The 13,374-nt window shown below is 35.2% G+C and carries 13 protein-coding genes; 1 reads left to right on the plus strand and 12 read right to left on the minus strand.

The features are described 5' to 3' along the window. Window positions 1-56: 56 nt before the first annotated feature. On the minus strand, window positions 57-980 hold the full coding sequence (locus tag LVD51_RS04400; protein WP_236969978.1) for an alpha/beta hydrolase: 924 nt from the start codon (window positions 978-980) through the stop codon (window positions 57-59). Between the two features lie 484 nt (window positions 981-1,464). After that, window positions 1,465-2,352 (minus strand): IS1595 family transposase, encoded by an 888-nt coding sequence (locus LVD51_RS04405; RefSeq protein WP_236969979.1) that lies wholly within the window; start codon window positions 2,350-2,352, stop codon window positions 1,465-1,467. 410 nt (window positions 2,353-2,762) lie between these two features. Between LVD51_RS04405 and fmt the strand changes: the two genes are divergently transcribed. After that, window positions 2,763-3,677: a methionyl-tRNA formyltransferase gene (fmt, locus tag LVD51_RS04410; protein ID WP_236969980.1), complete on the plus strand. Its 915-nt coding sequence runs from the start codon at window positions 2,763-2,765 to the stop codon at window positions 3,675-3,677. 19 nt (window positions 3,678-3,696) lie between these two features. Here the strand turns inward: fmt and LVD51_RS04415 are convergent, their stop codons facing one another. The 10 genes from LVD51_RS04415 to LVD51_RS04460 form a co-directional block, all read right to left on the minus strand. Then, window positions 3,697-3,912, minus strand: coding sequence for a hypothetical protein (locus tag LVD51_RS04415; RefSeq protein WP_236969981.1), 216 nt, complete (start codon window positions 3,910-3,912; stop codon window positions 3,697-3,699). Window positions 3,913-3,969: 57 nt separating this feature from the next. Continuing rightward, on the minus strand, window positions 3,970-4,506 hold the full coding sequence (locus LVD51_RS04420) for a DinB family protein (protein WP_236969982.1): 537 nt from the start codon (window positions 4,504-4,506) through the stop codon (window positions 3,970-3,972). Beyond that, a complete protein-coding gene (locus LVD51_RS04425; protein WP_236969983.1) occupies window positions 4,496-5,149 on the minus strand; it encodes a YcjF family protein in 654 nt (217 codons plus the stop codon). The genes LVD51_RS04420 and LVD51_RS04425 overlap by 11 nt, the downstream gene beginning before the upstream one ends. A 20-nt stretch (window positions 5,150-5,169) precedes the next feature. Next, window positions 5,170-6,594: a Gfo/Idh/MocA family protein gene (locus LVD51_RS04430; protein WP_236969984.1), complete on the minus strand. Its 1,425-nt coding sequence runs from the start codon at window positions 6,592-6,594 to the stop codon at window positions 5,170-5,172. Window positions 6,595-7,427: 833 nt separating this feature from the next. Further along, entirely contained in the window at window positions 7,428-8,414 is a 987-nt protein-coding gene (locus LVD51_RS04435; RefSeq protein WP_236969985.1) for a pyruvate dehydrogenase complex E1 component subunit beta, read from the minus strand. 50 nt (window positions 8,415-8,464) lie between these two features. After that, window positions 8,465-9,907: a UDP-N-acetylmuramate--L-alanine ligase gene (locus LVD51_RS04440; RefSeq protein WP_236969986.1), complete on the minus strand. Its 1,443-nt coding sequence runs from the start codon at window positions 9,905-9,907 to the stop codon at window positions 8,465-8,467. A gap of 82 nt (window positions 9,908-9,989) precedes the next feature. Beyond that, window positions 9,990-10,409 carry an OsmC family protein gene (locus tag LVD51_RS04445; RefSeq protein WP_236969987.1) on the minus strand — a complete coding sequence of 140 codons (420 nt, stop codon included), beginning with the start codon at window positions 10,407-10,409 and terminating at the stop codon, window positions 9,990-9,992. Between the two features lie 10 nt (window positions 10,410-10,419). Beyond that, complete coding sequence (locus LVD51_RS04450; protein WP_236969988.1) at window positions 10,420-10,695, minus strand: hypothetical protein; 276 nt, start codon at window positions 10,693-10,695, stop codon at window positions 10,420-10,422. A 722-nt stretch (window positions 10,696-11,417) separates the two neighbouring features. Beyond that, window positions 11,418-12,836, minus strand: a complete 1,419-nt coding sequence (locus LVD51_RS04455; protein WP_236969989.1) for a TlpA family protein disulfide reductase — start codon at window positions 12,834-12,836, stop codon at window positions 11,418-11,420. A gap of 55 nt (window positions 12,837-12,891) precedes the next feature. After that, window positions 12,892-13,368: a nucleoside triphosphate pyrophosphohydrolase family protein gene (locus LVD51_RS04460; RefSeq protein ID WP_236969990.1), complete on the minus strand. Its 477-nt coding sequence runs from the start codon at window positions 13,366-13,368 to the stop codon at window positions 12,892-12,894. Between the last annotated feature and the right edge of the window lie 6 nt (window positions 13,369-13,374).

Below are 13,374 nucleotides of genomic sequence, written 5' to 3' on the forward strand. Positions count from 1 at the left end.
ATACCAACTATGTTTGGGGCATCCATAGTTTTGAATAAAAAAAACAGTCGAAAATTTTAGCGATGGAATGAATTAGATACAAAGGAAAGCACTTGAGGCAAAGCGGATCTCCAATAAGACCATGAATGACTACCGTCGCGAACTCTAAACTCATGTTTTACACCGGTATTGGTTAAGGCAGCCTTTAATTTCATATTTCCTTGAATTAGAAAATCATCGTCACCACAATCGATGTAAAATTTCACATTATTGTATTTTGATTTGCTGTAGTCAGCGATCAACTTTTTGTAATGATAGTTTTTATAATTGCCATTTAATCGATCACTTCCTTTAAGACCAGCTCCAAAGGGTTGGCCCAACATTTTATCCCATTTTGATTCATCCATATTTTGGGCTTCCTCATCGGTAAAGAATGCTGCACTTAATGGAGCACATGAAGCGAAAATATCGGGGTATTTTAATCCGTAAACCATAGATCCAAATCCACCCATGGAAAGGCCAGCCACCGCTCTAAATTCTCTTTTACTTCTCACGCGAAATTCTGATTCTATATGAGGGATCAGCTCCTTAATAAAGAAATCTTCATACAATTCTTCACCATCTGCGCTATTGATATACCAAGACACCCCTGCATCTGGCATAACGATAATCATTGATGACGCATTTCCGTTTTGAATAGCTTCATCGGCGATGTGTTGTACGTTTCCAAATTGGGTCCAACCTGTCTCGTCATCGGTATAGCCATGAAGTAAATAAAGGACTGGATAACTTCTATCAGAAATAAAATAATCCGCAGGCATATATACGGAATAGGATACATCTCTACCTAAGATATTACTTTTCAGTTTTAACGATTCGAAAATTTTACTATTCTCAATAGGTGGTTGAGGAATGAGGTCAGTGCTATAGGAAGAATTAAAGGCAAACAATAAGATCAATCCACTGATGACACTATGAAGAAAGAATTTCGATTTTCTCATTTTAAATAAATTTTATTTCGTCAGTAAAGAATATAGGGGAAAGATAAGTAAATTTTGATTTTATACTTTATATCGATAGCAATTCGAATTTTAATTCATTACAACATTGACGAAGCCACTAAACCATTATTGATATTGAGCAGTAAAATTTATAGAAATATCGTTGTAAGGAAATTTATTACAGAATCAATTGGGGATAGCATATATTGACATTTTCCACACCTTTGACAATTTTATGGTATGGTTATTATGAAGGACGATGGTATGGATTTTAAATAGATTATATCTGGCCATTGAATTATCAGAGGATTAATTCATTGTTTCATGAGTTAAGATCCATTGATATATTATTTAATAGTTACTCATTTTTAATCTACCCCCTAGGGTTAAGAGAATTATAGCTCGACCATACTTAGACAACGTTTTTTAAAAGAACTTATAGAGTATTTGGTGTAAGATTGGGGATTGTTATCTAATTAGGCATTTAGCCGATAATGTCTTGATATGTCCTCGGACGATGAAAAACCATTCGTATCAAAAGATGATCGTAGATCTCCTCCTTCATCTGATTTCGATTGAAGCGATAACAAAATTCATCCAAATAATACTGCAGTAATTCTGCATGATGGTGAATTCCCCTCAACCAGGATATTATACTGTTCTCTAACCTATTAGATAATGGCATAAACGATGTCTTTGATTTTTTTATTCGCTTAATAACTTGATAATTTTTACAAACATGATTATATCCATGCCATTTATAACAGCTTATTAAAGCACCTTCGTTCACTACACGATCCACAAAATCATCGATTTGATCTGCTCCTCGGCTCTCAACTTCATTGGCGTAGAGATGAGAAACACCTTTCCCTTTTTTCTCCAAGGCCATGACCACTCTCTTCTTATAGCGGACTTCTTGGCCGTTTTCCATGACCTTTTTCATACCAATTTCAAAATCCGATATTTCTACTTTTCCACTTAATCCGACATTTTGGTGGCTTTCCATAGCCGTTAAAACCTTAAGGCGAAATAGCCAACAAGTCTTTTGTCGCAACTGAAGACTTCGACTCAATTCACAAGAAGACATTCCCTTCTTATTGGTAGCTATGAAATAGACAATGGCAAAAGCTTTGACCAAATCGAACTTCACTTTGTGAAACAAGGTATTTGCCGTTGCGGATTCTTTGTATCTGCATTTTGTACACTGCCTAATATATGGCTTCCCTCCGCTACAATAATGATTATGTCCACAATGTTTACACTTAAATCCTAATTCCCACTTCTTTTTAGCCAAAAACGCCAAACAACTTTCTCTGTTTGGGAAACGTTCATATAGGTCATAAATAGACACACTTTTAAATTTTTCTTCCATGGCGATATAAAATTTTATTGTTATTACTGGATTATCAATTATCCTTTAAATAACTAATTATAAAACACCAACTTCAGTTCCGCAATACCATCTTCTGTCTTTCCAAAAAAATAGACTCAATCATCTGTATATCAGAAGATTCTATATGCATCATCCTAATTCCCAACATCGGAAAACAGAAATTCAATTTTTATCCTGTTTTTCTATAATACTCTTTATCATCCATTAAAGAAAAATCATTTAGCATTACCACTCCTAATGTCCTGATGTTAAAATAAATACATTAAAATATAAACGATCTTTCTTCTCACCTCTTCCTATATAGACCAAAAAAAATCACCGTCATCTATGCTTGATTTGTCGATTGTGTATATTTACAGTCTTGTTGACTTTATAATAAAAATCTAACTATGAAAGTGGTATTTATGGGCACCCCATCCTTTGCAATCCCCACACTGGAAGCTTTGATAAATTCCAAACACAGTGTGGAAGCTATCGTCACCGTTCCAGACAAATTAGGAGGACGATCCCAAACCCAATTGTTAGAATCCGATATTAAAAAATATGCCAGAAATACCGACATCCCCATCCTTCAACCTCATAAACTCAACGGTTCTAAATTTCTAAATGCCCTACGTCGGATCAAGGCCGATGTATTTGTAGTCGTCGCCTTTAGAAAATTACCTAAATTGGTTTGGAATTTACCTTCGAAAGGTACCATCAATATTCATGGATCCCTACTGCCTAAATACAGAGGAGCAGCACCCATCAATTGGGCTATTATCAATGGTGATACAATATCAGGTCTAACCACATTCTATATTAACGACAAAATCGACCAGGGAGAAATTTTGCTACAGTCTAGCTGCCCCATCGATAAAGAAGATACCGCTGGTGACCTTCACGACAAATTAATGGAATTGTCTGGTCCTATTATTCTAGAAACATTGGAAGGTATTGAAAATGGAAGTTTAAAACCCCAAAAACAAGACGAAAGCCTCAGCTCTCATGCACCTAAAGTATTCTTTGATCAAAATGAATTGGATTGTTCAAAATCTACCCAATCTCTCAATAATTTCATTCGTGGAATGAGTCCCTACCCAGCAGCTTGGATTAACTATGAAGGTAAAACACTAAAGATATTTAAAGCTAAACCCATTATAGAAGCTCATTCTAAGCAAATAGGCTCTATAGAATTGGATTATAAATCTATATTTAAACTATATACCGCAGACGGATATTTGCAATTAGAAATTGTGCAATGGGCTGGAAAGAGAAAAATGAATATTAAGGATTTTTTAAATGGACTTAAAAAACCTAAATAGAAGATTGGATAATCTATTATTAAAAAGTTTGTACAAATGCTTGTACAAACTGAAGCAAACCCTTTAACATAGTTGTTTCCTTTATTTGATCCTCTTCAAATAAACTAATCAACACATTTGAGTTGCCAGCATATAATAAATCGCGATTAAACTCTATAAAAACAATAGAGGTCAAACTCAATATTATTAAAGCAATTAAACAAATTGCTGTCGTATTCAAGGACTTTTTTCTCATATAACAAATATAATTTAAAAATAAAATATTATCAAAAAAAAGTCATAATGTTTTCTTTTATTTTAGATATTTTCTTTTAATCACCTCTAAATGATGCCAATCATGGCCAGCGATTATAAAGGGAATCGCTGATAAGTCAATAACATTCCTCCCTATTCGACCTTTTTTAGTCATCATATCACCAGTCAAACTCACAAACAACAAAAATGTACTCTTTCGAACTGTTTCGTATTCTTCAATGAGACTTTCTCTAGTCCGTACAATTTTTGGATATGATTTCACATAACGGTCTTGATCATAACCACTCAGTGACTTTGACTCATTTCTAGCAATCCGAAATCCACGATTCTGAAACATTCGCTCATTGTCGATAAGATGCATAAACACTTCCTGCAACGACCACTTATCCTTTCCATATCTATTGGATAATTCCTCTACAGACAATTCTGATAATTGTTGAGTTACTGCTTCAGCAGACAGCAACAATGCCTCAAATCCATCCTTCCCCTTCGATTTCAATATATAATCTTTAAGATGACTGGGATAATCAGCAATATTCGGCCTTGTAATTACATAAGGATATTTAAAATTCATTTAAAAATTTCGCTTTTAATCTCACAAATTCTTCTTCTGTGATAAGCCCTTCTTTTTTCAATTCTCCCAAATCTTTCATCTTTCGAATAAGTTCAATATATTTTTCATCCTCCTCCGATTTTACTTTGAAAAAATCAGAATCACCTTCTCCTTCCTTCGAAGAATATTCTTTAGTCCCGTCCTCCTGTTCACCTTGTGCCTTCTTATATTTAATGGCTTCCTCTTTTCCCTTCTCAAATTTACTTTGATAGTACTTCTTTAATCTATTTAGATCTATATCTAAGATTGTACCTCCTTTTTCAAAATGAGTCTTGAAAGCGTGGCCAGTAGCATAGGTCGAGGCACCAGAGAGGACTGACATCGTCAATCCTCCGATCACTGATCCTATTCCAGGAATTAATTTAATGGCGGTTCGAGCACCTACTTTTGCCAGAAGAGATGCGGTCAGAGCCGATACGATAGCTTTACCTTCCTCTTCCTTGAAATCGACTTCATAGACTTTACACAATTGTCTAATTAAATCCAATTGAATAGCTCCCACAGTAAAAAAATCAGCCAATGGAAGTGGTATCAAACCCGCCCCCATAGCCAATAACATATGATTGCTTATAGCTTGATCTGCTCGACTAGAATTCGTGTTCATCTTTATGTTTTATTTACCTTTTATAAAGACCATCCGTCCCTATAATTTCTTTTAACAAATGCGTTGGCAGGATCGAAATTGGTAACCTTCATATTTTTACCATCCCACAACAATTTTTTTCTTCCCGGATAGTCATAAGGAGCCCATGAAGTAGGTGTTTTACCTTCTTGCAACTGTTTTAACTGATAACTTCTAATGCCCAGATTGCCCATTAATACAGTTTCTGACAACGGACCGGCATACGAAAATGGCGATGATGTCTCACCTCCTTCCATACAAGCTTTCACCCATTGCGCCTGATGACCTTCTGTTCCATTTTCTACCCGTTTTAAATAGGGTTTGGGCAGTGAACTAGGTTTATTATTATTGGGAAAATGAAGGACTGGGTCTACCCCATAACAACCGGCAGATAACATTCCTTTACTACCGACAAACAAAACTCCACCATCCCAATTACCGATCTTGGTATCGGCATCAATTCCCTCAGGAAAAGAAGGCATTAAACCGCCGTCATGCCAATGCATTTTAACAGCTGGCATACCCTCTCTGGCAGGAAATTTTAATTGGGTAATAGAACTAGGGGGACAACTTTTACTATAATCGGCTTCTACAAAATCTCCAACCCAAGTAGTGGTATTACTTGACACTACTTCTGTTGGATATCCCAACTTCAGAGCTTTAAATGCAGGATCCACTATATGACATCCCATATCTCCTAAAGCTCCAGTACCAAAATCCCACCATCCTCGCCATTTAAAATGAGAATACTCCGGACTGTAATGAGTGTATTGAGCTGGTCCTAACCAAAGATTCCAATCCAGACTATCTGGAATGGCCTTAGCTCCTTTAGGAGCCGGTTTGCCTTGAGGCCAAACCGGTCTATTGGTCCAACAGAATACTTCAGTAACATCACCGATGACATCGCCCCATATCCATTCACATATTTGACGGATGCCTTCACCTGAACTACCGTGATTCCCCATCTGGGTAACCAAATTCTTTTCTGCTGCTTTTTCAGTAAGCATTCTCACTTCATAGATATCGTGAGCCAATGGCTTTTCGATATAGGCATGTTTGCCCAAATCCATGAGTGCCATACCTATTACTGCGTGGGTATTATCAGGAGTAGCCACCATAAAGGCATCGAACTCATCCTGAATTTCCTCTAATTTCCTATAATCTTTAAATCTTTTAGCTTTGGGATTGGACTTATAAGCATTGGCTGCCCGTTGGCTATCTACATCTACAAGGGCTACAATGTTACCCAAGCCACTTTTATTTACAGCGCCCCAAAGTGCTTCACCTCTACCGCCTGATCCCACCATGGCAATATTTAATTTATCACTAGGTGCCCTCCTACCTGGTTTTCCTATAACTGAAGCGGGAACAATGGAAAATGCTGACGCGGCCAATACACTATTTTTTACAAATTTTCTTCTCTTCATAATTTAATTGTATTTTATGTAATCATACAAATTATTACTCTTTTCACTGAAGTCATAAAAAATAACCATGAATTTTAAAAAATAATATATTTTTTATACCAAAGAACTAATTTATCGTACGAGTAATTACTAAAATAAAGAAAATATAACTTTTCTCCTTCAAATTTCATTGAAAATTCATCTATAATTATTCTGCTTTATAATATCCTCTACAACCACAACTATAATATCATAAAAAAAATCGATTCAACCTTATTATAAATAGAATGCAAACGGTATACAGATTCTCTTTAATACGAATTACGTTTATAATTGACGGAAATCTTTCGAGTTATTGTAGAGCCGCAATGCATTGCGGCTTAAATATTGTGGATTAAGACGTAATGCTATACTGGTAGTATCTTAACAAGGAATTCCAGGGCAATCATGCCTCGACACAGTGGCCTACCCACCCGAAACACGGAGGTTTCGGTTCCCTCACCATTGATCCATTTAGGATCAATGATGCTGCGCATTTTGTTCGGTCATCTTCGTCAAAGGTCGATTTACGACCTTTGGTTGCCCTAAAGGGCAACTACATTCAGTCATTCAAAAATTTTTTCCGTCATCATAAAACGTAAATCGTATAACTATACGGCAATTATATCAGTTCACAATACATAACGAAATGTACACAAAAAAGGTATTACCCTCCTTCATTCATTGCAAGAGAATATCATGTAAATTTCCCACACAGGAATACAATAAAAAACGGGTTAAGTAATGAAATACCTAACCCGTTTTTTTATTTATCAAATGGAGTAGAGATGGAAAATATTCCATCTAACTTCATCCTATTTATTGACGTACATTACCTCTTTAACTGCCTTAATTATTTTAGTTGGATTGGGCAAGTATTCGTCTACGAAAGTAGGCGCATAACCCAAAGACACATCGGCTGAGTTCACTCTAATTACAGGTGCATCTAAGTAATCAAAAGCGTGTTTTTGAACGATATAAGCTACTTCAGCAGATACACCGGCAAATGGCCATGCTTCATCTACGACAACCAATCTATTGGTTTTTTGGACAGAGGCTATAATGGTAGCATGATCCATAGGACGAATGGTTCTCAAATCGATAACTTCGGCAGAAATACCTTCTTTTTCCAATTCCTCTGCAGCTTTTTTCGCTTCTTCTACCATTTTGTTATAAGAAACGATGGTTACATCACTTCCTTCTCTTCGTATTGCAGCTTTGCCAATAGGCACTAAATATTCACCATCGGGCACTTCACCTTGAAATCCATACATGATCTCAGATTCCATTACGCAAACAGGATTTTCATCGCGAATCGCAGACTTAAGTAATCCTTTAGCATCACCTGGATCGATACAACTAATCACCTTTAAACCTGGGGTATTGGCCATCCAACTTTCAAAAGTCTGTGAATGTTGCTGGGCCAACTGTCCAGCTGCCCCTGAAGGACCTCTAAATACAATCGGACATTTAAATTCTCCAGCAGATTGAGATAAAGTTTTAGCAGCGTTGTTTACGATTTGATCAAATGCCAAAATAGCAAAATTCCATGTCATAAATTCAACGATTGGTCTTAATCCATTCATCGCAGCACCAACACCTATTCCGGCAAATCCCAATTCGGTAATCGGGGTATCGATAACCCTTTTTTCACCGAACTCATCCAACATTCCTTTACTCACCTTATATGCTCCGTTGTACTGTGCTACTTCTTCCCCCATCAAAAAGACTCTTTCATCCAGTCTCATTTCTTCTATCATCGCCTCCTTTAGGGCATCTCTTAAAGCTAAAACTCTGCTCATTTTTTATAAAAATTTTAGTACCTAATATTTAATTTTATATGGTAAGTCGACTAATCGACTTTTGCTTCAATAAACTTTTTAATATCCAAGCCGCCAAAACTTCCTGAACTCATAAAAACTAAATTGAATTTTTTAGACTGCAAAGATGTAAATATTTTTTGTAATTCACCTTCTAGAACTGTGCGACTATTGATTATTATTAAGTCATTTCTGTTAAATGCCTTCTTGATTTCATCAAATTCGAGAGCTTTCATTTTTTTATTGGCTACAATTTGAGGATCAAACATCACCAAAGCAATATCAGCTTTTGCCAAAGCATCTTTATATTGAGGTAAAAATTCGGAATTTAAACTTGAAAAAGTATGTAATTCCAATACCGCTACCAAGATCTTGCCCTCCGATATTTCTTTAATTGCACCTACACTCGCTTTCACCTTGGAAGGAGCATGGGCAAAGTCCAAATACACCTTTGATTGTTTATTTTCACTGATCAACTGCAATCGCCTAGAAGCCCCTCCAAAATGAGTAGCCGCTTCAAACAATTTTTCGGATTCAAAACCCAATTCCTGACAAAGCATAATAGCTGCTGTTAAATTGGAGACATTGTGTTGTCCCACAATTTGTAAAGGATAGCCCCCCTCCAAAACAAACTCTTCATTTTGTATTTGATATGGAATAATATGATATGGTTTGGCTCGAAGCTTAGGGAATTTTTCTATTAGTCTACAAACTTCTTTATCCAGTCCGTTGTAGATAATGGTCGTTGATGGATCTAGACTCGCGAATAAATTTTCGAATGTAGAAAAATAACTTTCATAGGTTGGAAAGATATTCATATGATCCCAAGCAATTCCAGTAAGTATTATAAAATGGGGATCATAATGCATAAATTTTGATTGCAAATCGATAGCGGACGATGGATATTCATCCCCTTCTATTATAAAATAGGGACGATCATCAAATCTCACCACATCACTCAATCCATCAATCTTGGCTCCAATTAAATAATCGGCCTCCTGTCCCAACTCCTTTAATAAATGAACTATCATAGAAGTAGTCGTAGTCTTACCGTGAGATCCCGCTACTACAATACGCTTATTCTGCGCTCTATGTCGAATAAAGGAAGGAAAAGAATAAATGGGTATACCTAACTCAATCGCTTTTAACAATTCTGGATTATCTCCTTTGGCATGCATACCTAAAACCACGTAATCCAAATCAGAATGAATGCGACTGGCATCCCAGCCCATAGTTTCAGGCAAAAGTCCATGTTCTTCTAATCTTGATTTAGAGGGATCAAAAACAATATCGTCTGAACCTGTAACTAAATTTCCTTTTGCTGCTAATTGTATGGCTATATTGTGCATTACTGCACCACCTATAGAAATGATATGAATTTTCTTCATGGTATTTACACTTAAAAAGATATCCGGCAATCTTTTATCGATATATTTATTAATGCCCAAATATCCAATTATTATAGCAAAATACATTCATAGCTTCATAAATTTAATAGATTTATCACAGCAAATAGATACAACCCACTACCATTAAGTTAGATATAAATACTTTGACTTATTCTTCCAAGTTCCATTCCTTGGCCGATGCTATATCCCAATCCCCATTCAACATTCGATGAATATAGCAATGATCTGCCTCCTCGATCAACTCCCTTCTTTGTGATTCTGTGATGTCTCCCTCTATGGAGATAGCTACCTCGACTTCAGTAGACAATTGTCCATTATTCCCTCGTTTTACTTTTTGTTCCAAATGAGCATCGACATTTCCTATTTTATAATTTTTCTTACGAGCAATAAATCTAACTGTTGCTACCTTACACATTGCCAATCCCGACAACACCAGTTCAGTTGGAGACAATCCCAAATCAGTGCCTTTGCTATGCAATGGCTCATCCCCGACAATACTGTGATGACCATTAGAAATTATAGACTGATAACCCACAGGTAAATTCTTGATATTTATTTTCGTTGCCATTTTACTGATCTTATGTTCTACGGTAAGTTAAATTACACCCCTTGCACACTAAAACTCCATCTTTTTCTTCTAATTTAATACCTTGCAATTTTTCAGCGGCGTACTTAGCCAACCAACTTTTTCTATTTCCTTGACTATTACTCTCGATATTCTCTTTGTACACCGCTTCAAAAAATTCACCGCCATATTCTTGTCTACCCCAACAATTGGGACAATACCCTTCAGGAACTGAATCTTGAATCTGATTCTTTTTATGTCTTTTTAATAAATTTTCAAATACTCCCATTATTAATATTTTAAAAGTTAAAAAATCTATTCCTTGTAACTTCCCAAATGAAGAAATTCAAGTTCAATAAATAAATACAAACAAATATTTACATTATATTAAAATGTAAATTACTAACGAAAGACTCAATCAATTTCAAATATTAAACATAATATAGGAATATTTTTTATAAAAACACTAATAAATGAAAATGAATAATTAGTTTAATGCATTATTGTCAGATATTTCCGTCTCCTCTTCTCCAATAAATTTTTCTTATATTATAATTATTTCATCACGGGATTTTTCCCGTATTAGGTTCAAATATAACAGCTGGCTTAAAATTGAAGAATAACCTCTGTCCAAACCTCGAAGAGAGTGTATAAAAGGCAATGAGATGGAAACTGATCTAATTCATTTAATAATAAATAGAATGAAACAATATGGTCTTTTTAACTTATAATCTAGTTCTATAGGAAGATGTCATTCACCACAGTCTAGTTAAAATGAAAATAGGCTACTTGATTTTTCAATCATACCGATCTAATTCGAACGGTCATTAACAAATGATATTCAGACTGTCGGTTAAAAAATAATAATAAATACCCTTGTTGTCAGATTAATCAACGATGACTAAGTACTTAGATCTTATCCTTCACATAGATCTGACTTATGACCTTTAAAAGGAAATAAATACTGTAATAACAAAATGAGGTTCTAAAAAAATAGAAATATTTTTTTACTTAATTAGAATTTTTAGAAGCCTTCGATTCATCTGATTCAATTAACAAATTGACCACTTCCTCAATTTGTTCGACAGCCAATCCTTTGGATGCAATTTTACCTTCAGGACTAACCACAAATATCTTAGGGGTAGAACGCACATCATAGACTTTACCGTAGTTGCTTAGTGGAAGACTGTGAAACATCGGACTTTCCCCTATATTTTCATCGACAAAAGTCTTACAACTTTCATCGGCCTTGGTACAGATGGACACAAATTTCACATTCTTATTGGAAAATTTTTTAATGATATCTGGCATCGTCGGCATTACTTTTTGACAATGATTACAAGTAGGCGACCAAAATATCATCACTGTGTAATTTCCTTTAAAGGTATTCAAGGTAATTTCTCTTTCATTGTATACATCGTACAATCTAATTTCTGGCGCATCCTTCCCGATTAAGGTATAACTAAACCTCTCGGCATTGTCCAATATTTTAACCAAGGTTTCTTCATCAATCCAGGGGGCTTTACCTTTACCGTAGTAATTTTGAGCCAGATGAACATAGATAGCATCAAAACCAATGACTTTAGAATTTGCATATTTATTTAAAAACTTAATCAAGAAAAATCGGTAGAGATCTTGATCCTCATCGATTTTACTTAAAAACACATCTATAGCTCTATTAATAGAATCTGGTATCTGATAAGTATATTGATCGATATAGGTCATTACCTTATTGTGGATAAATGGCGTTCTCAATATGATATCATTATCCAATGGAACATTGTCGAAATAATGATCGTGGTAATATTGAAATGCTTTACGCTGCTTTTCCTCTTTATCTAATCCATCAAAACTGGGGATATCTGGTTCTCTACTTGAAGCCAAAATTATATCGAGTAAAGTTCCATCGTAGGACTTCATTAATTCGTCTTGTTTGTGGAGAACCTGACGATCAATATCCACTATTTTATTTTCCAATATAGATTTTTCTGCATCGGTAGCATTATTTAAAGAGTCCATTACACTTTGTTTCTTAACCCTTGATACTTCAATTAATTTCAAATAATCGTAAAAGGCTACATTTAGAGGTGACCCAGTTATCTCAATGGTATTTACTATATTTTTCGCATCAGCTTTTATCGTTATATTTTGACTATCTTCTACCATAAACTGAAAAAATTCATTTTTTGGTGGCAGAACCAATATATATATACCGTGTTTTAATGTTTCCTTTTTTGAAAACACGTAGGCGTCCTGGCTATTGCGTACCGCCGTATCGGTAACGTATTGATTATCCCCATAAAAATAGGCCATATACAAGGTATCGTTTTCATTATTTTCCAAAAACACCTTGATCTCATGACCTTGATCTTGACCCAACATGGAGGACCACATTCCCAACACCAAAAAGACAGTAGCTAAAAATTTCATATCTCTATTTTATTTTCAAAAAGAATCATCTATATATATACGAATCAATATTCGCTTAAGTTGTTAATATTCCTTTAATATCAGCCGGACTGTACTCTACAGACTTTAAAACCTTTCCATCTCCTTTTCTGTGCACGATAAATCTACCTTCTTTTGCTTCCATATAGCCTTCTTCTTTTTTCGTTTGTCTATAATGTTCTATCGTTTGCTCAGCGACCTTTTCATTGGCACAAGTTTTACTCATATTCGAACGATGAACTTCATCGAAAAGTGTTTGAAATTTTTCGGCTAATCCAAACTCCAATATGGCTCCTGACAATACATATTGAATATCGGCCAACGCATCGGCGACTTCAACCAAATCACCATTTTCTATGGCCTCTTTCAATTCATTGACTTCTTCTTGTAGTAAGTTCACCCTTAATTCCGTTCTTTGTTCATCGGGAATTATGGGTTGATTTAAAACGGGAAGACCAAAGGTATGATGAAATTCTGCTACTGCATTTAAGGCATTGACTTCTTTAAACTTCATTTTAGT

This window comes from Membranihabitans marinus (assembly GCF_021729155.1).
Classification (GTDB): domain Bacteria; phylum Bacteroidota; class Bacteroidia; order Chitinophagales; family Saprospiraceae; genus Membranihabitans; species Membranihabitans marinus.

Coding starts and splice junctions, on each gene's coding strand:
- LVD51_RS04400 (WP_236969978.1), bottom strand. CDS start 980: ATGAGAAAATCGAAATTCTTTCTTCATAGTGTCATCAGTGGATTGATC.
- LVD51_RS04405 (WP_236969979.1), bottom strand. CDS start 2,352: ATGGAAGAAAAATTTAAAAGTGTGTCTATTTATGACCTATATGAACGT.
- fmt (WP_236969980.1), top strand. CDS start 2,763: ATGAAAGTGGTATTTATGGGCACCCCATCCTTTGCAATCCCCACACTG.
- LVD51_RS04415 (WP_236969981.1), bottom strand. CDS start 3,912: ATGAGAAAAAAGTCCTTGAATACGACAGCAATTTGTTTAATTGCTTTA.
- LVD51_RS04420 (WP_236969982.1), bottom strand. CDS start 4,506: ATGAATTTTAAATATCCTTATGTAATTACAAGGCCGAATATTGCTGAT.
- LVD51_RS04425 (WP_236969983.1), bottom strand. CDS start 5,149: ATGAACACGAATTCTAGTCGAGCAGATCAAGCTATAAGCAATCATATG.
- LVD51_RS04430 (WP_236969984.1), bottom strand. CDS start 6,594: ATGAAGAGAAGAAAATTTGTAAAAAATAGTGTATTGGCCGCGTCAGCA.
- LVD51_RS04435 (WP_236969985.1), bottom strand. CDS start 8,414: ATGAGCAGAGTTTTAGCTTTAAGAGATGCCCTAAAGGAGGCGATGATA.
- LVD51_RS04440 (WP_236969986.1), bottom strand. CDS start 9,907: ATGTATTTTGCTATAATAATTGGATATTTGGGCATTAATAAATATATC.
- LVD51_RS04445 (WP_236969987.1), bottom strand. CDS start 10,409: ATGGCAACGAAAATAAATATCAAGAATTTACCTGTGGGTTATCAGTCT.
- LVD51_RS04450 (WP_236969988.1), bottom strand. CDS start 10,695: ATGGGAGTATTTGAAAATTTATTAAAAAGACATAAAAAGAATCAGATT.
- LVD51_RS04455 (WP_236969989.1), bottom strand. CDS start 12,836: ATGAAATTTTTAGCTACTGTCTTTTTGGTGTTGGGAATGTGGTCCTCC.
- LVD51_RS04460 (WP_236969990.1), bottom strand. CDS start 13,368: ATGAAGTTTAAAGAAGTCAATGCCTTAAATGCAGTAGCAGAATTTCAT.